At 44.2% G+C, this 24,744-nt stretch carries 18 protein-coding genes and 2 pseudogenes; 10 read left to right on the top strand and 10 right to left on the bottom strand.

Annotated elements, in window-relative coordinates:
- The first annotated feature begins 188 nt into the window (after nucleotides 1–188).
- Nucleotides 189–452, top strand: a complete 264-nt coding sequence (locus QRX25_RS17375) for a hypothetical protein (RefSeq protein ID WP_071347492.1) — start codon at nucleotides 189–191, stop codon at nucleotides 450–452.
- An 89-nt stretch (nucleotides 453–541) separates the two neighbouring features.
- Here the strand turns inward: QRX25_RS17375 and QRX25_RS17370 are convergent.
- The 4 genes and pseudogenes from QRX25_RS17370 to QRX25_RS17355 all read right to left on the bottom strand — a co-directional run.
- Nucleotides 542–941, bottom strand: a pseudogene (locus tag QRX25_RS17370) (Y-family DNA polymerase); the annotation flags it as partial.
- Nucleotides 939–1,597: pseudogene (locus QRX25_RS17365) on the bottom strand (hypothetical protein); the annotation flags it as partial. The pseudogenes QRX25_RS17365 and QRX25_RS17370, both read right to left, overlap by 3 nt.
- Nucleotides 1,598–1,711: 114 nt before the next feature.
- On the bottom strand, nucleotides 1,712–2,569 hold the full coding sequence (locus tag QRX25_RS17360; RefSeq protein WP_065982479.1) for a Cof-type HAD-IIB family hydrolase: 858 nt from the start codon (nucleotides 2,567–2,569) through the stop codon (nucleotides 1,712–1,714).
- A 158-nt stretch (nucleotides 2,570–2,727) separates the two neighbouring features.
- A complete protein-coding gene (locus tag QRX25_RS17355) occupies nucleotides 2,728–3,714 on the bottom strand; it encodes an LCP family protein (protein WP_115996752.1) in 987 nt (328 codons plus the stop codon).
- A gap of 303 nt (nucleotides 3,715–4,017) precedes the next feature.
- On the opposite strand from QRX25_RS17355, the gene QRX25_RS17350 reads away from it, so the two are divergent.
- A complete protein-coding gene (locus QRX25_RS17350) occupies nucleotides 4,018–5,394 on the top strand; it encodes a sugar porter family MFS transporter (RefSeq protein ID WP_212099538.1) in 1,377 nt (458 codons plus the stop codon).
- A 121-nt stretch (nucleotides 5,395–5,515) separates the two neighbouring features.
- Entirely contained in the window at nucleotides 5,516–6,901 is a 1,386-nt protein-coding gene (locus QRX25_RS17345; RefSeq protein WP_212099535.1) for a glycosyltransferase, read from the top strand.
- 3 nt (nucleotides 6,902–6,904) lie between these two features.
- On the opposite strand, the gene QRX25_RS17340 is transcribed toward QRX25_RS17345, so the two are convergent.
- From QRX25_RS17340 to gerBA, 3 genes are read right to left on the bottom strand one after another with little or no spacing between them, the layout of a single operon-like run.
- Complete coding sequence (locus QRX25_RS17340) at nucleotides 6,905–8,035, bottom strand: Ger(x)C family spore germination protein (protein WP_212099532.1); 1,131 nt, start codon at nucleotides 8,033–8,035, stop codon at nucleotides 6,905–6,907.
- On the bottom strand, nucleotides 8,032–9,138 hold the full coding sequence (locus QRX25_RS17335) for a GerAB/ArcD/ProY family transporter (RefSeq protein WP_065982474.1): 1,107 nt from the start codon (nucleotides 9,136–9,138) through the stop codon (nucleotides 8,032–8,034). Before QRX25_RS17335 ends, QRX25_RS17340 begins: the two co-directional genes overlap by 4 nt.
- Nucleotides 9,139–9,143: 5 nt before the next feature.
- Nucleotides 9,144–10,595, bottom strand: coding sequence for a spore germination protein GerBA (gene gerBA, locus QRX25_RS17330; protein ID WP_212099529.1), 1,452 nt, complete (start codon nucleotides 10,593–10,595; stop codon nucleotides 9,144–9,146).
- Nucleotides 10,596–10,811: 216 nt separating this feature from the next.
- Between gerBA and manA the strand changes: the two genes are divergently transcribed.
- Together manA and QRX25_RS17320 are read left to right on the top strand one after the other, a co-directional pair.
- Nucleotides 10,812–11,762: a mannose-6-phosphate isomerase, class I gene (gene manA, locus QRX25_RS17325; protein WP_212099526.1), complete on the top strand. Its 951-nt coding sequence runs from the start codon at nucleotides 10,812–10,814 to the stop codon at nucleotides 11,760–11,762.
- 142 nt (nucleotides 11,763–11,904) lie between these two features.
- Nucleotides 11,905–14,550, top strand: coding sequence for an N-acetylglucosaminidase (locus QRX25_RS17320; protein WP_212099524.1), 2,646 nt, complete (start codon nucleotides 11,905–11,907; stop codon nucleotides 14,548–14,550).
- Between the two features lie 61 nt (nucleotides 14,551–14,611).
- Here QRX25_RS17320 and QRX25_RS17315 read toward each other — a convergent pair whose 3' ends face one another.
- Both QRX25_RS17315 and QRX25_RS17310 read right to left on the bottom strand, forming a co-directional pair.
- A complete protein-coding gene (locus QRX25_RS17315) occupies nucleotides 14,612–15,778 on the bottom strand; it encodes a CDP-glycerol glycerophosphotransferase family protein (RefSeq protein WP_212099522.1) in 1,167 nt (388 codons plus the stop codon).
- 32 nt (nucleotides 15,779–15,810) lie between these two features.
- Nucleotides 15,811–16,581 (bottom strand): WecB/TagA/CpsF family glycosyltransferase, encoded by a 771-nt coding sequence (locus QRX25_RS17310; protein ID WP_045512437.1) that lies wholly within the window; start codon nucleotides 16,579–16,581, stop codon nucleotides 15,811–15,813.
- 354 nt (nucleotides 16,582–16,935) lie between these two features.
- Between QRX25_RS17310 and tagD the strand changes: the two genes are divergently transcribed.
- The 5 genes from tagD to tagH all read left to right on the top strand — a co-directional run bounded on the left by tagD (nucleotide 16,936) and on the right by tagH (nucleotide 23,808).
- Nucleotides 16,936–17,325 carry a glycerol-3-phosphate cytidylyltransferase gene (gene tagD / locus QRX25_RS17305; RefSeq protein WP_003151361.1) on the top strand — a complete coding sequence of 130 codons (390 nt, stop codon included), beginning with the start codon at nucleotides 16,936–16,938 and terminating at the stop codon, nucleotides 17,323–17,325.
- A gap of 137 nt (nucleotides 17,326–17,462) precedes the next feature.
- Entirely contained in the window at nucleotides 17,463–19,001 is a 1,539-nt protein-coding gene (locus tag QRX25_RS17300; protein WP_115996767.1) for a glycosyltransferase family 2 protein, read from the top strand.
- A gap of 49 nt (nucleotides 19,002–19,050) precedes the next feature.
- Nucleotides 19,051–21,231, top strand: a complete 2,181-nt coding sequence (locus QRX25_RS17295; protein ID WP_115996769.1) for a CDP-glycerol glycerophosphotransferase family protein — start codon at nucleotides 19,051–19,053, stop codon at nucleotides 21,229–21,231.
- A 184-nt stretch (nucleotides 21,232–21,415) separates the two neighbouring features.
- Nucleotides 21,416–22,243, top strand: a complete 828-nt coding sequence (locus QRX25_RS17290; RefSeq protein ID WP_003151365.1) for an ABC transporter permease — start codon at nucleotides 21,416–21,418, stop codon at nucleotides 22,241–22,243.
- Between the two features lie 20 nt (nucleotides 22,244–22,263).
- A complete protein-coding gene (gene tagH / locus QRX25_RS17285; RefSeq protein WP_212099520.1) occupies nucleotides 22,264–23,808 on the top strand; it encodes a teichoic acids export ABC transporter ATP-binding subunit TagH in 1,545 nt (514 codons plus the stop codon).
- A 39-nt stretch (nucleotides 23,809–23,847) separates the two neighbouring features.
- Here tagH and galU read toward each other — a convergent pair whose 3' ends face one another.
- A complete protein-coding gene (galU, locus tag QRX25_RS17280) occupies nucleotides 23,848–24,732 on the bottom strand; it encodes a UTP--glucose-1-phosphate uridylyltransferase GalU (protein WP_212099518.1) in 885 nt (294 codons plus the stop codon).
- Nucleotides 24,733–24,744: the final 12 nt, after the last annotated feature.

Below are 24,744 nucleotides of genomic sequence, written 5' to 3'. Positions count from 1 at the left end.
GATTGCTATCAGAAGCGCTCCTAGAGTTTTATGAGCACAGTGAAGAAATGTCCAAAAATTTGTATTTTTTTCGACAACAACCTAACCTTCTACAAAATATGACAAATTTCCCCATTGCAAGGTAGTAAAATCAGATTACCTGCTAAGCGAGTAAGCAGCAGGCAACAAATCAAAAGGGGGCAATAAAAATGTTAAAAAGTAAACTCAAAAAGATAGTAGGAGCTACAGCACTTGTTGGCGCTATACTAGTATCTGGATCACCAGCAGTAAATGCGGTGGTTAAGCCTGAAGATTTAATACCAATTCGAAACAAATACAAAGATGCTTATCAATTTCAATGGAATGGTAACAATAAAGTAACAGTTTTCTGGAGGGATAGTAACGGTGATTCTATTCATGACACATTTGATTGTGTAACCGTTATAGATGGTACTTGCTATGTATATAAGTAATTAGATCGTAATCAATCTTATTTTTCAATCCTGTCTCAATTTAAAAATGAACTTGAATAAAAGAGACAGGATTTTCATTAATAAATCAACTTCTGATAATAAAGATATGGGAACTTAGCTAACTGGCCTACAGTTGATATCCCCAATCGATTTAAATTCTCTTCCATCCTCCCGCCTATTCCCCACATTTTAGACAAAGAATGAACCTTCCAGAGCTTATTTGTTACATCTTCATATCTCCAACGGGCAATGCCGCTTTTTGTTTTCTTGCTTTCTATGTCAAGGGCCAGTTTATTAAGTAACATATTGTCGCCAATCACTACTGTGCACATCAAACCAAATTCTCTCCACATACTGCTTTTTTTAAATTGCTGCGGCCATTTCTTCAGAATCTTCCTTTCCTGCATCTAAAAAAGGTTCATCAATCGAATACGTATGAACACTTTCTTCAGAAACAAACCTATAGAATAGTTTTGTAATCTCAGTTGAGGGGTCTGTCGTCCGATCGTAGTATGTACTTCCTGGCGTGTGATAAATGCCGTTTCGGCTGCCTTTAATGTTGCATCCCTGTGAGGTGTCGGCTGCCTTCGTTTCGGCATGCCCGCCGGAGGAAGAGGCGGTGTTTTGCGCCGATTCAGCGTTTCCGGCTGTTTTTGTTTCTTCCTTTTGCCGCTTTAATGTTTTATTTTCTGACTGAAGCGTTTCAGCGGTCTTTTCGAGTTTCTTTTGTGAATCTTTTAATTTCTCATTGTCTTGTTTGAGTGATTTGTTTGTTTTTTTCAGCTCTTTTATTTCTTTACTGAGTTTTTCTTCATTTCCTGCTTCGGCTTCGGATTTTTCCTTTTCGGCCGCGGCGCTGATGCTTTCATATTTTTTCTCAAGCGCCTGATGTTCCTTCGTCAATTTTTGATAAGCCGTATAAGGGTGCTGTATTTCTCCTCGGCTTTCACGGCCGATGTGTCCGGCTCTGCCGAAGAGCCTCCGATCAGCAACAGGATAAACCCGCCGATGAGAAGGGGGCCAAAACAGCTTTTTTGAAAAACGTTTTTCTTTTTTTACTGCTTTGCATATGAGATGGAATATTCAAAGTATCCAAGTGCGAAGAGAAAAGCTAAAAATCCAATAATAGCGATTGCATTCGACATCATGAAACTCCTTTTTTTCTTTATTTTACAATTTATTTTCATTTTTAGGAATTCCTTTTTTAGAAACATGAAAAGCCAGGTCGTGGAAGACCTGGCTTTTGCCGGACAGATTTTTTATTGTTCATTGTCGAGAAGCCGGTTGATGAAATAGGCAACACCGTTTTCATCATTGCTTTTTGTAATATATGTGCTTTTTTCTTTCAGTTCATCAATCGCATTGCCCATGGCGATGCGGTTTCCGGCCGCTTCAAACATGGAGAAATCATTCGGGCTGTCGCCGATGGCGTAAATATCCTGTTTTTCTATTCCGTACAGCGAAGCAAGCTCCTTCAGAGCCCGTCCCTTTCCGGAACCGGCAGGGAGGATTTCGATAATGTGTTTTCCGGAAGAAGTCTGGGATAATTTCGGGTGATGTGTAATTTCTTCTTTGGCGTTTTTCAGTTTTTCCATATCAAAAGAGAAACAAAGGAGCTTGTAAATATGTTCGTCTCCGTTAAAAATCGCCTGTATATCCTGCACGGGTTTAATGCCGAATTGTTTGAACTGCGTCTTTGCGCCCTCCCACAATGTCTGAATATCTTCCTCAGGATTGGCGCTTTTCAGAATGTCCAGTTCCGCCTGCAGTTTGGACTCGCCGTCAAACGGAGACAAGAGATGATCATCCGTATAAACCTCGAAGTAAATATCGTTTCCCGTTAAATAAGCGGCGATATCCTTACCGGCCTGCTGATCCATTAAGAACCGGCTGATGAGGCGGTATCCTTTGTCGTGAACTGTCCCGCCGTTTGCCGCAATGATCGGAATATCCAAATCTTTTAAGAGCGCCTTAACATCAAAAGTGGCTCTGCCCGTACAGATGGCCACAAGAATGCCCGATTCATCCGCTCTTTGTAAAGCCGCTCTGTTTTCCGGAGAAATCACACTTTCCGAGTTCAGTAATGTGCCGTCTAAGTCAATGGCTATCAATTTCATATGTATGGATGCCCTCCTTAAAAATAAAGCTGCTTCATGTAGTATGTTCAGCTTTTTGTGAAATCAGCACAGAAAGCCGTCAGTTAAAAGGCTATACCTTCATGTCCTTTTTTTCAACAGAAAAACGGCGGGGTTTGCTGAAACCCCGCCGTGACATCTTACTCGTCTAAATCCTTTTTTAATGTCGCTTTCACTTCTTGAAGCTTCTCCTCATTCAGCTTGAAGTAATAAATATTTTTGCCGTACTGAGGAGTGTAAATATAGCTGTCTGAACCTGTCAGCTGCAAAGAATCCACTTTTTTCAGCGAGGTGATAAACGGAAACAGGCCGATGGCGTCATTAAGAGATAAGTTCATTTTTAAGTTTTTCCCTAAGCTGTCGACGATATCGTCATAAGAAGGGATCGAGCTTAACGATTTAGATTTGTTAATAATGGCGCTCAGCACTTCCATCTGTCTTTGTCCTCGCATCAGATCGGTGTCCGCTTTGCGTGTTCTTACATAAGCCAATGCCTGCTCCCCGTCAAGCGTCTGAACGCCCGGCTTCAGCACGACTTTTCCTTTTGTATCGACTTTAATTCGATCGGCAATTTTCTGGCTTTTTACATTTACCGTAATGCCGTTCAATTCATTGACGACATCCCGGAACGCGTTAAAGTTGCTCTCAACCACATAATCTACCGGAATATCAAGCATGTTTTCTACTGTTTTATAAGTTAAATTATAACCGCCGTAAGCATGTGCGTGCGCGAATTTGTCATAGCCGTGTCCTGGGATATTGACATAAGAATCCCGCGGGATGCTGAGCATTGTCGCTGTTTTCTTTTTCCGGTTGAAGGTGACGAGCACGTTGGCGTCACTTCTTGCGTCATCTACTGATTCGCCCTTATTGTCACGGGCGTCTATTCCTAAAAGCAATACGGTGAAAGAATCCTTCTTCGGATCAAACTCTTTGATCCGTTTCACGGACTGGTCGCCGCGGTCAAGGCTGACGTGCGCTTCTTTAGTTGCATTATTCAGTTTCACAAATGCGTAGGTGCCGACGGAACCGGCGATCACCAATAAGAAAGCGGCGAAAACCAGTACAAATTTCACCCATTTTCTGAGGCGTTTTTTCTTTTTTCTGCGTTGAGATCGTTCTTCCATATCATTACCTCTCGTTTCTATTCTTTGTGAAGCGTACCATAATTGTTGACTTGGAGCAACTCTGCAAATGAGAAAATTCTAAATCTTTCTCTCTATTTCGACAACATCTACTGTTATTTTTGCATCAGGTTCACATTATATTGGACGGCAGGAACCGGGAAATGTTTCGTCGCTTTGTAAAAAATAATCAGTAAAATAATGGATATTAACGATACGAAGGTTTGAAACAATCGGAAACAGGCAAAAGAAGCAGTAGAACAATTCCGCGCGGATACAGCGCAGGAAGAGGGGAGTCAATATAACATGAAAAGCATACACTCGAATAAATGGCTCTATTTTTTCGGCGCCCTCGGCGGTGCTTTATACGGATATGATACCGGGGTCATTTCCGGGGCTATTTTATTTATGAAAAAAGAACTGGGACTGAACGCCTTCACAGAAGGCCTTGTCGTCAGTTCGTTATTGGCGGGGGCGATTCTCGGATCGGGATTCGCCGGCAAGCTGACTGACCGGTTCGGCAGGCGGAAAGCCATCATGGGGGCGGCGCTGCTGTTTTGTATAGGCGGATTAGGTGTCGCATTTGCACCGAATACACAGGTGATGGTTCTTTTCCGGATCATTCTCGGACTGGCTGTCGGAACATCTACAACGATCGTTCCGCTTTACTTATCGGAGCTGGCTCCGAAGCATAAACGGGGCGCGCTTTCTTCGCTGAATCAGCTGATGATTACGGTCGGAATCCTCATTTCGTATATCGTGAATTATATATTTGCCGATTCAGGCGCTTGGCGCTGGATGCTTGGTCTTGCGGTTGTGCCGTCAGTCATTCTGCTGATCGGAATCTTATTCATGCCCGAAAGCCCGCGCTGGCTGTTTACGATCGGCAAAGAAGATAAAGCAAGAGAAATTCTTTCGTCATTGCGGGGAACGAAGAATATTGATGACGAGATTGATCAGATGAAAGAGGCGGAAAAGGAAAACGAAGGCGGCTTGAAAGAATTGTTTGAGCCGTGGGTGAGACCCGCGCTGATTGCCGGCCTCGGACTTGCCTTTTTACAGCAATTCATCGGGACAAATACAATTATCTATTATGCTCCGAAAACATTTACCAGTGTCGGGTTCGGCAATTCTGCGTCTATATTGGGAACCGTCGGAATCGGTGCCGTCAATGTTATTATGACGCTTGCGGCTATCAAAGTCATTGATAAAATCGGGCGGAAGCCGCTGCTGCTGGCCGGAAATGCGGGCATGGTCATCAGTCTGCTCGTATTGGCCGCGGTCAATCTTTTCTTCGGAGATTCAGCAGCCGCATCATGGACAACGGTTATTTGTTTAGGCCTGTTTATCATCGTGTTTGCAGTTAGCTGGGGACCTGTCGTGTGGGTTATGCTTCCGGAATTATTCCCGCTGCATGTCCGCGGTATCGGGACGGGTGTCTCGACTCTGGTGCTGCATGCCGGAACATTGCTTGTCTCATTAACCTTTCCGATGTTAATGGAGGCCGTCGGGATCAGCTATTTATTTCTCATATATGCCGTGATCGGGATACTGGCATTCCTGTTCGTCCGGTTTAAAGTGACCGAGACAAAGGGGAAAAGCCTTGAAGAAATTGAACAAGACCTGCGAAGCCGTAACGGCGGCTCGGAATCAGAGTCAAAACAGCAGACAGTTCATCCTTAATAGTCTGGTATGAGAGGGGGCGGTGATACACCGGCCCCTTAAAACTTATGCGTGCCGCGCCCGGTCACATAAATGACAGGAATATGTCATACGTTAGTATAAAGTCACGATAAAGGCGGGGATGCCGGTGAAAACGAGCATTATTATCCTTACATATAATGAGCTGGAACTGACGAAAAAATGTCTGGCCAGCATTAATCAATACACCGACAAAGAAGAGATAGAACTGATTATAGTTGATAACGGTTCATCAGACGGAACAAGAGACTACATATCAAGCCTTCCTGACGTCAAAGTTATTCTAAATGAAAAAAATCTCGGTTTCGCCAAGGGCTGCAACCAAGGAATCGAAGCGGCGGCGGGGGACAATCTGCTGTTTCTGAACAACGATACGATGGTCACCAAAAATTGGCTCAGCGCCATGCTGAGGGTGCTGTATCAATCTGAAAAAACCGGTATGGTCGGGCCCGTCAGCAACTATGTCAGCGGTGATCAGATGATCCATGACGCGTATCAATCGCTGGATGAGCTGGAGTCGTTCGCCGAAGCTTATTGTGAAAGGGAAAAGCATAACACGAAGCGGGTGCTCCGCCTTGTCGGCTTCTGCCTTCTGGTGAAAAAAAGCGTCATGGAAGACCTCGGCCCGTTCGATGAACAATTCGGATACGGTTCTTTTGAAGATGATGACCTATGTCTGCGCGCCCTGCAAAAAGGCTACAGCCTCTACATCGCCCGCGATGCCTTTGTGCATCATCACGGACACGCGACGTTTACGGCTAATCAGGATATCAATATCAATCAATTATATTTGGAGAACCGCCGGCGGTTTACGGAAAAATGGGGCACTGATTTTACGTACTTTACCCATCCGAGACCGGAAATTGCTGAGCTCGTTCCCCGGGATGCGAAACGGATACTTGATGTCGGCTGCGGCGCGGGGGCTACGGGACTGGAACTTCAAAACAGACAGCCCTGTGAACTGTACGGAATAGAACTGCACCCGCTGGCGGCGCAAGCGGCAAAAGGGCACTATGAAGCGGTTTTGCAAGAAGATGTCGAAGAAGTGAAGCTGCCTTATCCGGAAGGCTTTTTTGATTGCATCATTTTTGCGGACATCCTTGAGCACTTAAAAGACCCTTGGCGTGTCATTGAAACGTATTCGTCTTATTTATCGCCTGCCGGATCAATCGTATGCAGCATTCCGAATATTTCTCACGCCGAAGCGCTGTTCCCGCTTCTGCTCGGTGACTGGACATACAGAGACGCCGGTATTCTTGACCGCACCCACTTGCGTTTTTTTACGCCGCAGACGGTGCGCACGCTCTTTCCGGAAGAGACATTTGACGTAAAAAAACAGTCCTATACGTATGTTCACGTTGATGAGCGGGTGCAGCTGTTTTTACAGGAAATCACACGCATGGCGCAGGCGATGCAATTTCCGGTGACACAGCTGCCCGAACAAAGCCGGATTTATCAAATCCTCCTCCGTGTCGAAAAAACACACTGAAGCCTATCGTCCCATCGTTCCGAAGTTGACAATCTGAATGGAAACATCATAGTCAAAAGCGGCTTCAGAAAAGGTCTCATCCCAATGATTCTTCACTTTCTTCCAATAGTCGGGATATTGAACGCGGACTCTGTCAGAAAAGAATACAGGGTCCGTTTCATATTGATTCTGCAGCTTATCGATGACTTCTTTTACATCGCTTTTCAGTTTTTTTTCGAAAATCTTTTCCAGCCCGTTTAAATAATGCTGATTGAATGAATCCTCGCCGGCATATTGATCCTCTGACAAGAGGCCTTTTGTTTTCACCGCTACGTGAAATGACAGCTTTCCGTTTTTCAGCCGGGGGGTGATTTTGGATGTTGATTTTTTTATCTCGAAGGTAATCGGGTGTCCTCCTTTATCCATAGCGGGCAGCACGCCGCCCTGTATCGTTCCCATCAGCCAATTCAGGCTTTGTGTTTCGTATGATGACAGAAATCCTGCCAGTCTGTTTTGTTTTTTGTTTTTGATTATGGCCGCTCCGTCATACACCGTTTTTCCTTTTTGATTGCTGACGGCCTGAATGAGAAAGCTGACTTTATTATGGCAGTAAATTGATGCTCTCCCGATTCTGAGCGGTTTTAAAATTTTCCCGTTGTAGCCGCCGTTGTTCGTGAGGTCGATCAGCTTTTCCGCGGCCATGGGCTGCTGCTGATTCGGCGTCGGCTCTGTCAGAATATCGGACGCTTTTCCTCTTGCGGCGAAGAGATAGCTGCTCCGCCGCAATTCATCATCGCGGATAAAGTGATTCATCATCTGCAGTATATTTTGATCGGCCAGCAATTTATCGCTGAAGACCAGGACTTTTAAATGATCGCTGTAAACGGGCGGATCTTTTAAAGAGACCTCACTGACTGCTTCAAGAATGGTATCCCCCCGCGTCGTCACATTGACAAACACGGGCCGGCCGGAAGCCTGGCTGTTTTCACTTTGGGGCAGCAGATTTTGATAGGTTAATTTATATTGGCGGTCACTCGTTACATCAATGGCCACCCCCCGGGCGAAAGATACCTTTTCGACCTCCTTCGCGTCCCAGCATCCTGAAAGCATCATCAATATGAAAAGCGCCGCCGCCCATTTTATGAAAAGTGTCATGACGTCTGTTTCCTCCCGGCTATTTTCTTCAACCAGCTGACAAACCAAGTGAGAAAAGGAATCATAATGACGGCAAAAAACGTATACCCGAGAATATTCGCGAATGCAAACACACTGTTGATATCATCGGGGTACATCGAAAGGCCGAATGTCACCGCTAATAATCCTCCCAGCAGCCAGCCATTGTTTTTATTTTTCAGCCCGAAAATGGTGTTTAATCCGAGATGCGCCCCTTTAAAAGAGCCGAGCATACAGGTAAACTGCTGGCATGTCCACGTAATTAAAAGAAAGATATCAAACCGTTCAATGAAAATTCCCTGGATTTCTAAGGCATGAATAAGGGAAATTGTCGGATACGTCACCGTTTTTGCTTCAGCGACCGACATACAGCCGATTACGACAAGCAGCGTAAAGCTGTAAAATAAGCCCGCACTTCCGATGCCGAAGACAGCCGCCTTTTTCGCCTGCTTCGGATTTTTCATAAACGGCACCAGAAAAAGAATCACTTCAAGTCCCGAAAAATAAAGAAGGGTCCGCGGAAACAGCTCAAAAAAGCTTTTGTAGCCCCCTTCCATGACAGGACGGACGAAATCCAGATTAAACAGTCTCAGGCTGAATATGAGCAGCGTAAGCAGAATGATGATCGTAATCGGAAAAAGATAGGCATAGAGCTTTGAAATGGGATAGATCCCGCCCGTCACATGGTAAATGCCGACTGCCAGAAAGATGAATATGACGACACCCATCGGCGTATTTTTCAGTAAAAAGTAGTTGATGACTTCACCGAGAAAACGGGCTTGGAAACAGACGGTGACGACAAAATAACAGCTGATGAACAAATTCAGCAGCGAACCGACGGCGCGGCCCATAATCCTTTGATTCAGCTCATAAATGGTTTCTCCGCTGTTCTTCTGCAAAAACGGCATAAAGAGCAGGACGATGCCGATAAAAACGACACTCTGCACAAGAATAATGATCCATCCGCTCGGACTGTCGGCTGAAGCGGCGGAACGCGGCAGTGTTAACACACCGGCTCCGATCATTGTTCCGCTTACCATGAGAAGGGTCTGCATAAAAGACAGCTTGTCTTCCGGTTTTTTCATGGGGATCACCTTTGCCTGATTTTATCTTTTGTCTCTTTTCTGGTCGGCCGTTTTTTCAAAAGGTGTGTCGGCAGTCTGACAATCGTATCTTTTAAGTCCTGGCCCGGCTGCGCCATAATCGGAATGATATAGTCCTGACCGAAGCTTTTCAGGCGCATCAGATGGCCGATGACAAGCAGATAGCACATGATCAGCCCGTATAAACCTAAAATCGCCGACAAAATCATCGAAAAAATACGGATGAGCCTCAGCGGAAAATTGAACGCATAGGAGGGCGCCGTAAAAGAGGCCAATGCCGTAACGGATACGACAATTACCATCATCGCACTGACGATGTTCGCCTGAACGGCGGCCTGGCCGATCACCACGCCTCCGATCAGGCCGATCGTCTGGCCGATCGGCTTCGGCAGCCTGAGTCCGGCTTCTCTGATCATCTCGATCGTAAAAATCATGATTAACGCTTCAACAAAAGGAGGGAACGGGACATTCAATCTGCTTCCGGCAATCGTCACCGCCATTCTTGTCGGCAAAAGCCCGGCGTGAAACGTAACGAGCGCAATGTAAAGGCCGGGTAAATAAATCGTGATTAAAATGCATGTATATCGAAGCAGCCTGAGAAAGGTAACCGGAATCCACCGCTGATTATAATCGTCAGGAGAGTGGATAAATTCATCAATGGTAGCCGGCACCAAAAGGGTAAAAGGCGTTCCGTCCACAAGAACGGAAACCCTTCCTTCCAAAAGAGCGCCCATGACCCGGTCGGGACGTTCGGTCGTCAAAACGGTCGGGAAAATGGAATACGTGTTATCTTCAATGAGCTGCTCGATCGCTCCTGATTCCGGAATGTCATCAATGGTGATGGAATTCAGTCTTTTTATCACTTCTTTTACGACATAATCAGGCGCGATATCCCGAATATAGGCCACGGCGAGCCGCTTTTTCGTCCGTTCGCCGAGTGTGATCTCTTTGATCTGAAGGTTGGGATCACCGGACTGCTCACGCAAAAGCGCCGTGTTCGTCCGAAGCTTTTCGACAAAGCCTATCCTCGGCCCCCGTTCAAGCACTTCTGAAGCCGGTTCTTCAATATCCCGCATTTTAAATGTTTCCGTATCAAAGGAAAGGGCTTCTTTCCATCCTTCAGCCAGCAAAACCGATTTGCCGGAAAGAATGTCTGCCTCAACATCCTTAAGTGAAGAAAGCCGGGTGTGGCGATATCCGAAAGAAATGGATGACAGCGGTGTTTCAGCCGGTTCCTTCTGATGCTCTGCGGCCGTCTGCACGGGAGAAATAATATATTCGGCAAGCAATTGATTTTCGGTCAGGCCGTCTATATACACAAGACAGGCGTTACATTTGCCGTTTCCGTACGTAAACGAATAAAACATAATGTCATCGCTTTGGCCGAACCGTTTTTTCAGCGCTTTAAGGTTTTGGCCGAGCTCAGCATTTATCGTCACAATGTTCCCCCCTTCCATCCGTTATTTTAATTTGCGACAAACAAGGCATTTTATTCTGGAACAGGAAATGACTGAGCATTCCGCCTTATCCGAATGGTATAATGAGCAGGTCAGCCATTTATACATATTGTTTTTTAACTGCGGCTCCCTCCGTGTTTTAAAAAAGATACAGGGGGAATGGGATATGAGCCGCTTTTTAAGGGGAGGGGAACGAACATGACGCAAGAGCCGATTTTTTTACAGCCTGTATGTAAAGAAAAAATATGGGGCGGCACGTTATTACGCGAACGATTCGGATACGGCATACCTTCAGAAACAACCGGCGAATGCTGGGCGATCTCAGCCCATCCGCACGGGATGAGCACGGTCAAAAGCGGTCCGTATCAAGGGAAAACCCTGATGGAACTGTGGGATCAGCATAGAGAATTATTCGGCGGAACGGAAGGGGACCGGTTTCCGCTGCTGACGAAAATACTGGACGTCAAACATTATCTGTCCGTCAAAGTCCACCCTGACGATTATGACGCCGAGGAGCATGGACAGGGCGAAACGGGAAAGTCTGAGTGCTGGTACATTATCGACTGTAAAGAAAATGCGGAAATCATATACGGTCATACGGCCCGTTCGAAAGCGGAGCTTGTCACCATGATTAACAGCGGTGATTGGGAAGGCCTGCTGCGCCGCGTGAAAATCAAACCCGGCGATTTTTATTATGTGCCGAGCGGAACCATTCATGCCATTTGCGCCGGGGCGCTCGTGCTTGAAACGCAGCAGAATTCAGATGCCGCCTACCGGATATATGATTACGGGCGTACAGATCAAAACGGCGGAACGCGTGATCTGCATATCCGCGATGCCGTCAATGCCGCCACCGTTCCTCATGTGGACGGATTTTTAGATGAATCAACCGAAACGAGAAAAGGCGTCACCATCAAAACCTTTGTGCAGGGAGAATACTTTTCTGTATACAAATGGGATATCAGCGGGACGGCGGAAATGACCCAGGACGCTCCGTTTATGCTGTGCAGCGTTATAGAAGGGAGCGGCTCCATCATCTGTGAAGGCAAATCCGCAAAGCTTGAAAAAGGCGCGCATTTCATACTGCCGGATCAGATGCCTGACTTTACGGTAACCGGAGAATGCACAATCATCGTTTCTCATATATAAATCATTCGAACTTAATCCCGTCTCTGGGATTAAGTTTTTTTATTTGGAAAATTGGATGACTTCTCTCTGTAAAAATGAAGGATGCCGGCCGATAAATAAACTAGTTTGATAGAAACCAATTGAATCAGAAAGAGGAGAAGGAATGAAAAAGAGATTCGTTGCACCTATGTTATTGTCCGCCGTTTTCCTTGTCTTTAGCACCGTTACAGAGCACGCTGAGGCCGCATACAGCGACTATTCCGTTTATGAGCTGGAGACGCAGCAGCAATTTGCTTCTGAGAATGAAGCGCTTCAAGCGGCAGCGAAATTGAAAAAGGATACGGGGTGGCAGGCTGACGCAAAGAAAGCCGGAAATGCGCCGCTCACTTATCAAATCTCCGTATCAGGTTTACACGATGAAACTGATGCGAAAGCCGTGCTGAAAGATTTTACGAAGCAGACGGGTGTGGCCGGCACTTACAGCGCAAGCGGAAGCAAACAGCCGTACGTGACTGTCACATCGGGAGTTCTATCAGACGAGCAGCAGACGAAAAACCTTCTTGCCAAATTGACGAAAGAAACGGGCGTGACCGGCACCGTCAAGCCGACGGGAACAAAGCAGCCGTACATGCAGGTCATGACTGCTGAGATGGCAGCTGAAGCGGACGCAAAAACGCTCACTAAAGAGTTGACGAAGCAGACGGGGGTGAAAGCGTCATACCGTCAGATCAAGCGGGAAACAGCGCAGTTTCAAATCCAGTCAGGAACAATTACCGGCGATCAAAAAGCTTTTCAAATCCAAACTGATTTTCAAAAGGAAACAGGCTTACAATCGTCGCTGACAATGACGGCAAAGGGCAGCGCGAATATCACCTTGACAGCCTCTGACATTTCAAATGCAAATGATGCGGCAGGCTTAGCGAAACAGCTGCAGCAGAAAACGGGTGTCAAAGGGAATGTTCAAAAGTATGCCCAAAGCAAAACGGCAACCGTGTACAATGTGCAGTCAGGGTATTTTAACGGAGTCAGCGCAGCACAAAATGCCGTCAGCCAAATCAAGAAGAATACCGGCGTCAGCGGAAGCTATCAAAAAGCCGGCACGAAAAATAATTATACGGTCGCGATGAGCGGACTGACGGCTCAGCAGCTGCAAAGCGTTCAATCTTTCTTTAAAAAGAAAAAATGGCATTGTGACGCATCACCTGTCAAAAAGCCGGCGTCGGTGTCCGTTTACCGGATCACGGCAGGACAGCTTACCGCCGCACAGGCAGATCAAGCAGAGGCGTTTTTCCGCCAGCAGCATGTAAAGACGGCAAGAACCGCGGCGGGAAAAACAGCAGAAAATGAATACCAGCTGCTTTCTCAACAGACGGCAGACCAGTCGAAGATAAAAAAAGGATTGAATCTGCTGGCCGGATATAAGCTGACTGCCGTTTCCAAAACAGTAGCCAAGCAAACGGGAGCAGCGTACCAAGTCACAACCGAATCACTGCTTGATACGGCAAAGATCAATCGTTCACTGGATTTCTTCAAAGGGAAAAAAGTATCCGCCGCCGCACAGAAAACAGGCGAAACAGCGTATACACAATTCAGCATTGAAACGGCACCGCTGCTTAAAAAGGAAGACATTGACCGTGTGACTGCCTTTTTCAAGCAAAACAAAGCGGTTGGCACTGTGAAGGAGACGGGGAAAACCGCCTATTCACAGTACGTCATCAAAACCGAAAAGTTCAGCAGTAAAACCGTTTTAAGTAAAAGCATGAGCTATTTCAGCGCCAAACAATTGCAGGCCGGTTATACGAGTCAAAGCCAGCCGGTTTATGAGCTCCGCATCCGCGATCAATTCACGGGAGCCGCTTCCGCAGAAGCCGCTTCCCAAAAGCTGAAAAAGCTGTACGGATGGACGATGGCCATTTTGAAAATAAAGAACGGACCGCAAATTATGAATACCAATTACAACATCTCGGTTGCTGATATGGTCAAAAAACAAATGACAGTCAGCCCGCAGACTGATGCCGCGGCTTACGCGTCGCTTACTTACATCAATACGGCTTCCGGAACGGTCACAGCAGACGTCCTGAACGTCCGATCAACTCCGGAAGTCAGTTCCGGCAATATTATCGGCCAGCTGAAAAAAGGCGATAAAGTCAGCATCATCGGCCAGACAAACGGCTGGGCCAAGCTCAGTATGGGCTGGAGAAACGCCAGCAGTAATGAAGTCGAGCAATACGTCAATCCGGATTACTTCGCACAAGACAGCAAGTATTACTTTCAATTTCTGAAGCTTTCTCAGACAGCCGGATTGAACGCATCGGAACTGAATCAAAAAGTGCTGGTCAATAAAGGAATACTGACAGGAAAAGGCCAGGCCTTTATTACAGCCGCCGGCAAATACAGCATCAATGAAGTGTATTTGATTTCGCATGCTTTGCTTGAAACGGGCAATGGCACGTCAGAGCTTGCAAATGGCATTACGTATAATGGAAAAAAGGTTTATAACATGTACGGCATCGGGGCTTATGACAGCAACCCGAATTACTACGGCGCACAATACGCGTATAATCAGGGCTGGTTTACTCCGGAAGCCGCGATTATCGGCGGAGCCCAATTCATCGGTGCGTCATATATTCACAATCCTTCATACGAACAGGACACACTGTATAAAATGAGATGGTCTCAAACCGCGTCCCATCAGTATGCGACAGACATCGGCTGGGCGTATAAGCAGGTAAACCGCATGTACAGCTTATACTCACTGCTGGATGACTATACGCTTTACTATGATGTTCCTGTCTATATGAAAGTGTAAAAAAAGGGCTGAAGTGTATGCTTCAGCCCTTCTTCATGCAAAAAAACACCTGCCGTCGGATTCAGGCAGGTGCTTCATCTCTTTTATTCATTTTTGTCTCTGCAAATTTCAATAACGCTTCACTCGAATTCCCATTTGAGTACATATTCCATTTGTCCGAGAACCGCTTCATTTCTTCTGCGTTAAATTGCTCTTTCGTCATTTCTTCAAGAAGGGCTCCGCTGTCATGACATGCCTTCCCGGGAATAACGGACGTATAATTGTCGATTAAACCGCGCTTTTGATCATATTCTTCCAGATCATATGTGAAAAAGAAAATCGGTTTATTTAAAAGCGCGAATTCAAAAGGTACGGAAGAGTAATCCGTAATTAAAATATCTGCCGCCTTTAAGAGATCATGAAGACGCATGTCAGACACATTTTTGATCGATTCGCTTTCAAACGAAGCTGAAATATGATCCAAAACGGCAGGGTGAAGCTTTACAAGCAGCATATACTCTCCGTTTAATTCGTTTGTGAGCTGTTCTTCGGTGAATGGGAGCCGGAAGGACTGCATATCATAATCCCTGAATGTCGGTGCGTACAAGATGATTTTTTTCGGCCATTTGCGCTTCAGTTGCGGCTTGTTTTCTTCATAATAGACGTCAGTCAGGGGGACACCCGTTTTTAACAGCTGGCTGTCCCGTATTCCGAAGGACTTTTTAAAAACGTCAGCCATCGCGTCTGAGCCGACGGTGACAAAATCAAACGAACGGTACACTTTTTTAAAGCGGCTGATGTCTGATGCCGGACGGTTTTGATTCGTCACATCCTCAAGGCCGAACTTTTTCAAAGAACCGTTCGCATGCCACACCTGAATGCATGTCGTTTGCGGCCGGCGGTTTAAAACGCTCGTCAGGAGAAAATAGTTATCCGTTATGACCGCTTTGCTCTTAAAAAGGATCGAAACGGCCTTCACAAGATGCAGCGGGTTTTTTTCGTTCAGATAAAAAGAGCCGAGACCGTCCAGCTCTTTTTTCAGACTGACGGCGTGTCTCGTATACAGAACCGTCACTTCGTAAGAAAGCGATTCAGCGTGCGCCTTGTAAGAACGGATGAGAGCCTGCGCATTTTCTTCAAAAGATACCAGCAGGGTCAGATGGTTCTTTGGCTTCACAGGCTTGAACAAAACGCCGAGAACCGTCAGATATATAGAATAGAAAGCGGCGAATAAAGATCGCAAGTTCATAGATTACCAATCTCTTTTGCAGTTTTATTTGTTTAAAGCTGTTTTGTTTGATCTTCAGCCTGCTTGGAATACAGGCTTTTATTTGATTTATTATCTCTCAAAACGGTAAAAGCATACTTCGGAATGTTCAGCATCCTTTTCCATCTCCACGGATTCGTCACCAGCCGGTACAGCCACTCCAGATTCGTTTTGATCATCCATCGGGGGGCGCGTTTCACCGTTCCGCTGAAAACATCAAAGCTTCCGCCCAAACCGATCGATACAGCCTGAGGGAAAAGATGTTTGTTTTCATAAATAAATTGTTCCTGATGCGGATAACCTAAGGCGACAAAGACGATATCGGGTTTCGCCCGGGAAATCTGTTTGGCGACGAAGCGTTTATCCGCTTCATAGCCGTTGCTGGCTCCGACAACTTCGATATGCGGATACTCTTTGCTGATCCGATTCAAAACGGCATCAAGCACGTCTTGTTTAGCTCCGTATAAAAATATTTTTTTAGACTGCCGGTTTGCGAGACCGAGCAGCGAAAGAAACACATCGAATCCCGCAATTCTTGATTTCAGCGGGTGCTGCGTCAAACGGGACATTAACACGACGCCGATACCATCCGGCAGGACGAAATCCGCGGAAGAAATGACTTGATGATAACCTTTGTCTTTCGCCGCAGCGTATCCGATCTCGGGGTTGACCGTCGCAATGACGGCACCTTGCTTTTGTGCGATATAATAAGTGTCTAAATATGAAATAAACTCCTGTAAATTTCCATTAACATAAGAAAGGTTGTGCACCATTTCAGTCTGCATCTGCCGTCCTCCTTTTGTACGGGATTTCCTTTCACTTTTTCGTGACTTAGGCTAAGCTTTATTTTAACATAATACCTTCAGATAAACTTAACAATAGTTTTACAAAAATATAAATAAGATAACAATTTCTTTAATCATATGCGTGAAAACCCTGCTAAACTCCTATTGCAATAACATTTGTTAATAAATGGAATTTAACTTCGTTTTACATTAGCTTAACCTTTTCAGGGCTATGTGATATAATGAGGTTCCATGAGTACGAAATTGGCACTTTAGTGATTAAGGATACAGCTGCGCAGCATTTCAGGGCAGTTGCTTGTTATACGTATGATGATAGAAAGGAGCTTTTGTTTCATGAAGAAGGTCATTACTTACGGAACGTTTGATTTACTGCATTGGGGTCATATTAAACTGCTTGAGCGCGCAAAGCAGCTTGGAGATTACCTTGTCGTTGCCATCTCAACAGATGAGTTCAACCTTCAAAAACAAAAAAAGGCCTATCACAGCTATGAACACAGAAAGCTGATTCTGGAAACAATCCGTTATGTCGATGAAGTCATTCCGGAAAACAGCTGGGATCAAAAAGTACGGGACGTAGCGGATCACAACATCGACGTGTTCGTAATGGGAGACGATTGGGAAGGCAAATTCGACTTCCTTAAAGATCAATGCGAAGTCATCTATCTCCCTAGAACCGAAGGCATTTCCACTACACAGATTAAAAAAGAAATTGCCGGGGTGTAATTGAAACATTCGGATATACAGATGATAAAGAAGTACTCCCTCCGGATAGGGAGTACTTCTTGTAATATAAGGTTATTTTCGCTATATTTGTTATGCGCTTTTGAAAAAAAGCTAGACAATAAGAGGAGAATTTAAAGATGAATCTTAGTAACTTTTTTAAATTGAATAAAAAAGAGTCCAAGCCTTCCATAGAAGAACGCGAATATACGATTTTAAATAAAGAAGCATTGGCGGATGAGAAGAAGGTAGCGGTAGTCGTTCCTGTTTATAATGCAGAAGAATACGTGCGGAAAACAGTTGATTCAGTAATCCTTCAAAACATCGGTTTTCAGCATATTTCTTTAATTTTGGTCGATGATTGTTCTACTGATGATTCCAGAAACATTCTGACTGAATACGCCGAACTGTATGAAAATATTACAGTCGTATTTCTGAAAGACAATACGGGAACCCCTGCTTATCCGAGAAACTTGGGAATTGAGCTTGCAAATGCAAAGTACATCACCTTTTTAGATGCGGATGATTGGTTTGCGCCGAACGGAGTTAAAATTTTATTCGACATGCTTGAAAGAGATCATGTAAATTATGCGGTCGGAAAAACGATCGAAATGCAGGTGAACGGACAAAAAACGATCGGGAAACATGAGTCCTCACTGAACAGAGCGAAAGTATCGCCTTTTTCAATCCGGCATATTTTCTATCATCTCGGCCCGCGGGCAAGAATGATGAACTTACAATTTTTAAGAGATAATAATATCAGATATCCGGAAATGAAATTTGCTGAAGATAAGCAATTTTTTATGGATGTTCTTTTGTCGTGCGGAGATATTTCAACGTCAACCGAACCGGTCTATTATCTGAACAGAATGGACAATAATGAGTCGCTGACAAAACAGACTAATATAATGGAAAAAACCGACACGAACATAGCCGTAATGAAGTATATTCTGAACAAAAAACTAGATACTGAAAAAGAAAAGATGGCAATGAACCGCCTGATTGAATTCGATTCCATTACGCGGCTTTTCGATCGGATGCACTTCCTGAAAAGCGAAAACAAAGAAGCCTACTACAATAAATTCAATGAAATTCTGAATGTGTTAAAGAAGACGAAATACGATATTTCCGAGACGTTTTTTCATCCGATTCATAAAACAGCCTACCGTCTGCTGATTCAAAAACAGTATGATGAGGTTGAAAAGCTGTTCCGCTGGTCTAAAAAAGAGCCTGAAAAAAACATCGTGACGCGGGATGGACTGGCTTATTTAGAAAGCCCGCTGACGGATGAAGAAAATAAACTGGTCGAACTGCGAATGCACGGAGAAACGGAAAGCGCGGTGTTCGCCGATAATAAATTCGCCGTTACGTTCCGCTTGTTCGGACAGGACCGAAATAATGCCCAATATATTCAGTTCCAGCACAGAGATAACATGAAAGTACTTCACCAGTTTCCGGTTCAGTCACTGGGAGACGGGCGGTACGTCCTTGAAATCCCGTTAAGTGACATTGAAAAAGTCGGACTTGGCGGTTATATTATGTATGTCATTTATAACGATTATGAACGTGTCATGTTAAACAGAGAAAATGACGAAAAGATAACAGCAGAAGCGAACGGGCTGCAATATCAATTCTACCGGACGGTGAAGGGGAACCTTTCGCTGAAAGTAACAAAATGATCATTGTGATTGGATATGTTTAATTGAAACAGAGGAGTAGACTTATTTTATGGGTATAGAAAATCCTGTCAGATACAAGTTAAAACATCTTAATATAAAGGACGATACATTCAGCATTACAATATCCTGTGAAAATGTCACTTTAAATGAAGAGCCTTCTCTTCAGATCATAAACCGTAGGACAAAAGCAGAACTTTCCGTCCCTCTGAAACGATTGGGCGAAGAAGGCGGGGAATACCATGCTGTCATGGGCACGGATCTGCTTTCTGACCATACGGACGGCAAAGGATGTCTTGATTTCTATGTCTCCTTTATAAATGATGACAGTGATATCAATAAAAAACGGTTAAAATCCAGCTTAGAACCTATTGAACTGTCTTCTTATAAAGATGAGGCTCATCATATGTTCTTTTTCCCTTACACGACGAAGAAAGGGAATTTCTCCTTAAAGCTGCTGCAGAAAAAGTTCGTCACTCGGATTGATGAAATGGAGCTCGAATCTGACGGCAGCTTACATCTTAAAGGTTTTGCATTCCGGCTGAATGCAGCGGAAACCTTAAAGATAAAAGAAAAAAACCTGATTCTGAAAATGAAAAAAGGAAACGAGGAAGAAGAAGAGCCTCTCATTCTGAAGTATCCGCTTCATGACGTGCCTAGGCACGACCTTGATGAATATGTTCAGGATACAACAATACTTGAAACGATTGGCTTTGATACAAAGATTGATTTGAATTCTGTTTATACAGAATTGAATCAGCAGCTTATCTTTCAATTCCATATTCAATTCATTTTTGAAGATGCCGGAACAGGTGAAGAGATAATCACCAACAGCAAGCCGTTAAAAGTACTGAAATCTGAACATGTAAATCCTAACCAATTCAAGATTCTGAAAACGGAAAAAGGGCCTGCCAGATTTCATGTTTTCACGAAAAAGAAAACGAAAAATCTTCATCTGAGAATGAATGATTACAGCTTCAGCACCCGCGTAGAGTATTTTGTGAAAGGAAAGCTGAAACGGGGCGCATCCTTTGTACGGAAAAGCAAGAATAAGCTGAAAAAGTTCATTGAGAAAAGAATACAAAACACTTATAAAGCGGGATTCAGGTTTGCAGGGAAACTGCCTGTCAAACAGAAGTTTGTCATGTTTGAAAGCTTTGCCGGAAAGCAATACAGCTGCAATCCGAGGGCGATTTATGAATACATGAGCAAAGAAATGCCGGAATACCGTCTGTGCTGGAGTGTAAACCCCGCTTATACACAGACATTTAAAGATAAAGGGATTCCTTATATCGAACGCTTTACGTTTAAATGGCTGTTTGCTATGGCAAGAGCCGAGTACTGGATTGTCAACAGCCGTATGCCGCTGTGGATCCCGAAACCTGAGCACACGACATATGTCCAGACATGGCACGGTACGCCTCTAAAGCGCCTTGCCGTTGATATGGATGAAGTGCATATGCCGGGAACCAACACTGAAAAATATAAGCGCAACTTTACGACAGAGGCTTCAAAATGGGATTATCTGATTTCACCGAACGCATATTCAACCGAAATTTTCGCTCGGGCGTTTCAGTTTAATAAAACCATGATTGAATCGGGGTATCCGCGGAATGACTTCCTTCAGACGGATAACAGTCCCGCTGTCATCAAAGCGCTGAAAGAAAAAATGAACCTTCCGCAAGATAAAAAAGTGATTATCTACGCACCGACATGGCGGGATGACCAATTTTATAAGAAAGGCAAATACAAGTTTGACCTTGATTTAGACCTTCACCAATTGAGAGAAGCGATCGGCGACCGTTATGTCATTATTTTACGGATGCATTATCTGGTGGCTGAAAACTTTGATCTCGGACCGTATGAAGGATTTGCGTATGATTTCTCCAGCTACGAAGATATCCGTGAGCTGTATATGGTCTCTGATTTACTCATAACGGACTATTCATCTGTCTTTTTTGACTATGCAAATCTGAAAAGACCGATGCTGTTTTATGTGCCTGATATCGAAACGTATCGGGATAAACTCAGAGGGTTTTACTTTGACTTTGAAAAAGAAGCGCCCGGCCCGCTGGTTAAAGAAACAGGCAACGTTATCAAATGGGTGAAAGAAACGGAATCTGATGATTATAAGCTTCCGGATTCGTTTGGTCCTTTTTATGAGAAGTTCTGTTATTTAGAAACCGGGGAATCGTCTGAAAAAGCCGTAAAAGTGATTTTCGGAGACAAGTAAATAAGTGCAAAAAAGCATAATTTAACCACGTTAATTATGCTTTTTTGCTTAATTGACGGCATGTTGCGCTCAATGGACGCAGGCCTGTTATGAAGTGAAAAATACATCGTAATCTGTTACAATTATGAGCGGTGCTTTTGTAAGTCAAAGCTATTACCAAAACTTACGACTAAGGAAGATTAGAATGAATGCATTGGTAAAAATTCTGAAAGAGCAATTCAACTCATTTCCGCTGATTATGCGGCTTGCAGTGTACGAAACGAAATCAAAGTATCAAGTGAACTATTTGGGTATATTGTGGCAGTTTCTCAACCCTATGATTCAAATGCTGGCTTACTGGTTCGTATTTGGGCTGGGGATTCGCGGCGGACATGATATGGTGCTTGGAAATGGAGACAGCGTACCGTTCATCGTCTGGATGCTGGCCGGCTTAATTCCTTGGTTCTTTATCAGTCCGACGATACTGGATGCATCTAACAGCGTTTTTAAACGGATAAATTTAGTGTCGAAAATGAACTTTCCGATCAGTTCACTGCCTTCTGTAGTGATAGCATCGAATTTATTCAGTTATTTTGTGATGATGGCGATTTATATTATTGTGCTGCTGAGCAACGGTCTGTTTCCGACGCTTCACTGGCTGCAATATATTTATTACCTGTTTTGCATGATCAGTTTTATGTTTGCTTTTGGCCTGTTTAATTCGACCATCAGCGTATTAATCAGAGACTATCAGTTTTTGCTTCAGGCTGTCACAAGGCTGCTCTTTTTCCTTCTGCCGATTTTCTGGGACATTGCAGAGAAATTTGGAAACAGGCCGGAAGTTTTGACCATCTTGAAGTTAAACCCTCTTTTCTATATTATCGAGGGCTTCAGAGACAGCTTTATGGAAGGGCAGTGGTTTTTCCACGACGTGAAATATACGCTGTATTTCTGGTTCGTCACACTGCTGTTGTTAACAGTCGGTTCACTTCTTCATATGAAATTCAGAGATAAGTTTGTTGACTTTCTTTAATATAGTAAGGAGATTATACGATGAAACTAAAAGTTTCGTTCAGAAATGTTTCAAAACAGTATTTTCTATATAAAAAACAGTCTGACAAAATTAAAGGGCTGTTTTTCCCAAACAGAAATCAAAAAGGTTTTTTCGCTGTCCGAAATGTTTCTTTTGACGTCTATGAAGGAGAAACGATCGGATTCGTAGGTATCAACGGCTCGGGAAAATCAACGATGTCCAACCTGCTGGCAAAAATCATCCCGCCGACAAGCGGAGAGATTGATATGAACGGGCAGCCGTCTTTAATCGCCATTTCCGCCGGTTTAAACAATCAATTAAGCGGTAAGGACAACATTCGTTTGAAATGCTTGATGATGGGTCTCAACAATCGGCAGATAGACGAGCTTTATGAAAAAATCGTTGAATTCGCGGATATCGGCGACTTTATAGATCAGCCTGTTAAAAGCTATTCAAGCGGTATGAAATCCCGTCTCGGCTTTGCTATATCGGCACATATGGATCCTGATATCCTTATTATTGATGAGGCACTCTCAGTAGGAGACCAGACTTTCTATCAAAAATGTGTAGACCGTATTACGGAATTTAAAGAACGCGGAAAAACGATCTTTTTTGTCAGTCATTCAATCGGACAGATTGAGAAAATGTGTGATCGTGTGGCTTGGATGCATTACGGCGAAATGCGTATGTTTGACGAAACAAAGGCCGTTGTGAAGGAATATAAAGCTTTTGTGGATTGGTTCAACAAGCTTTCAAAGAAAGAAAAGAAGAAATACCAAAATGAGCAGATTGAAGGCAGAACGAGGGCTGCCGAAGAACAGAAAATCACTCAGGCGCAGAAAAAGAAAGCGAAGCCCAAGTTCATTGCCAATACGATACAGATTACGCTGCTTGCATTACTGGCTGTAGGCGCGGCCGCTTCGATGTTCTCAGACAAGCCTCTGCGTGCGATCACATCTTTCGGTGACGTCAAACAGAGCGATGCCGGGCTTTATGAGTCGGTGAATAAACCTGCTTTGGTAAAAGCTGAAAAGGCGGATCTTTATGCTGAAAAAGATATAAAAGGGAAAGTCTCCGCAAGTGTAAGTTTCGGCACGAAGGTGCAGGTGGAAGCCGAGAATAACCAGGCGGCCAAAGTGAAATTAAATGATAAAGAGTACTTTATGAAAAAGGCTGATTTGTATAAAATGAACGCCTTAAAAAAGACGGATGTTCAGCTCGATGATTTCAGCAGCAGTTTATCAAGCCAAACAGCAAAAGAGTTTCTCTCATATATAAATAAAAGCCGGGACGATGTCCAGAGCAAATTGAAAAATCCGGCTGACGGGCAAACGGATGACGGACGAAAAGTAATAAAAGAATCCGATGCAAAAACGGATTTTGTGATTGAAAATAATACAGTCTCCGAAGTGATTTTTCATTTATCGCGTCCCGCAGACATCTCAGCTTTAAGTAAAAAAGGCGGCAGCAAAATCAACCAGCACTTGCTCATGGTTAAAAACCAGGAATATACTTTCTCTGTGAACAATGCTGATAAAACACTGACCGTAACGTCTAAAAAGTAAAGATCACATAAAAAAAGCTGCCGGATTCGGCAGCTTTTTCTATTCATTAGATTCTTCTTTTTCGAGAAGGTCCTTCATGAACGGAATTAATTTATGGCGGATATCGTTATCCTGTAAGGCAAATTCAAGCGTCGTTTCGATAAATCCAAGTTTTTCACCGACATCGAAACGTCTTCCTTCGAAATCATATGCGAAGACACGCTGAATGTCATTAAGCTTTTGAATGGCATCCGTTAATTGAATTTCCCCTCCGGCGCCGACTTCCTGCTGTTCCAAATACATGAAAATTTCAGGAGTAAAAACGTATCTTCCTAAAATCGCCAAGTTGGAAGGGGCTGTGCCCGGTTCAGGCTTTTCTACAAAATTTTTGACCTGGTAACGGCGTCCTTCATTTGTTAACGGGTCGATAATTCCGTATCGGTGTGTGTCACTTTCAGGAACTTGCTGAACTCCGATAATTGAAGACAATGTTTTTTCATATTCGTCCATCAGCTGACGAAGTCCCGGTTTTTCAGCCTGGACAATATCATCGCCGAGAAGAACGGCGAAAGGTTCATCACCGATGAAGTTGCGTGCGCACCAAACCGCATGACCGAGTCCCTTTGGCTCTTTTTGCCGGATATAGTGGATGTCCGCGATGTTTGACGATTTTTTCACTTTTTGGAGCAGTTCGATTTTCCCTTTTTCCTCCAAGTTTCGTTCCAGTTCAGGCGCGTGGTCGAAATGGTCTTCAATTGCTCTTTTACCTTTTCCGGTTACGATAATAATGTCTTCGATGCCGGATTCGACAGCTTCTTCGATAATATACTGAATTGTCGGCTTATCAACGATTGGCAGCATTTCTTTAGGCATTGCTTTTGTGGCCGGCAAAAAACGAGTGCCTAAACCTGCTGCCGGAATAATGGCTTTGCGTACTTTCTTCATTGAATAACACCA

The organism is Bacillus sp. L381, from assembly GCF_030284525.1.
GTDB lineage: Bacteria > Bacillota > Bacilli > Bacillales > Bacillaceae > Bacillus > Bacillus amyloliquefaciens.
This window is presented reverse-complemented; position numbering and strand designations above follow the sequence as displayed.

Bases quoted from the DNA above. Each gene is read 5' to 3' on its own strand.
- manA (WP_212099526.1), top strand. From the start codon at position 10,812: ATGACGCAAGAGCCGATTTTTTTACAGCCTGTATGTAAAGAAAAAATA.
- QRX25_RS17300 (WP_115996767.1), top strand. From the start codon at position 17,463: ATGAATCTTAGTAACTTTTTTAAATTGAATAAAAAAGAGTCCAAGCCT.
- QRX25_RS17290 (WP_003151365.1), top strand. From the start codon at position 21,416: ATGAATGCATTGGTAAAAATTCTGAAAGAGCAATTCAACTCATTTCCG.
- tagD (WP_003151361.1), top strand. From the start codon at position 16,936: ATGAAGAAGGTCATTACTTACGGAACGTTTGATTTACTGCATTGGGGT.
- QRX25_RS17315 (WP_212099522.1), bottom strand. From the start codon at position 15,778: ATGAACTTGCGATCTTTATTCGCCGCTTTCTATTCTATATATCTGACG.
- QRX25_RS17345 (WP_212099535.1), top strand. From the start codon at position 5,516: ATGCCGGTGAAAACGAGCATTATTATCCTTACATATAATGAGCTGGAA.
- QRX25_RS17360 (WP_065982479.1), bottom strand. From the start codon at position 2,569: ATGAAATTGATAGCCATTGACTTAGACGGCACATTACTGAACTCGGAA.
- QRX25_RS17335 (WP_065982474.1), bottom strand. From the start codon at position 9,138: ATGAAAAAACCGGAAGACAAGCTGTCTTTTATGCAGACCCTTCTCATG.
- QRX25_RS17310 (WP_045512437.1), bottom strand. From the start codon at position 16,581: ATGCAGACTGAAATGGTGCACAACCTTTCTTATGTTAATGGAAATTTA.
- QRX25_RS17320 (WP_212099524.1), top strand. From the start codon at position 11,905: ATGAAAAAGAGATTCGTTGCACCTATGTTATTGTCCGCCGTTTTCCTT.
- QRX25_RS17340 (WP_212099532.1), bottom strand. From the start codon at position 8,035: ATGACACTTTTCATAAAATGGGCGGCGGCGCTTTTCATATTGATGATG.
- QRX25_RS17295 (WP_115996769.1), top strand. From the start codon at position 19,051: ATGGGTATAGAAAATCCTGTCAGATACAAGTTAAAACATCTTAATATA.
- QRX25_RS17375 (WP_071347492.1), top strand. From the start codon at position 189: ATGTTAAAAAGTAAACTCAAAAAGATAGTAGGAGCTACAGCACTTGTT.
- QRX25_RS17350 (WP_212099538.1), top strand. From the start codon at position 4,018: ATGAAAAGCATACACTCGAATAAATGGCTCTATTTTTTCGGCGCCCTC.
- galU (WP_212099518.1), bottom strand. From the start codon at position 24,732: ATGAAGAAAGTACGCAAAGCCATTATTCCGGCAGCAGGTTTAGGCACT.
- QRX25_RS17355 (WP_115996752.1), bottom strand. From the start codon at position 3,714: ATGGAAGAACGATCTCAACGCAGAAAAAAGAAAAAACGCCTCAGAAAA.
- tagH (WP_212099520.1), top strand. From the start codon at position 22,264: ATGAAACTAAAAGTTTCGTTCAGAAATGTTTCAAAACAGTATTTTCTA.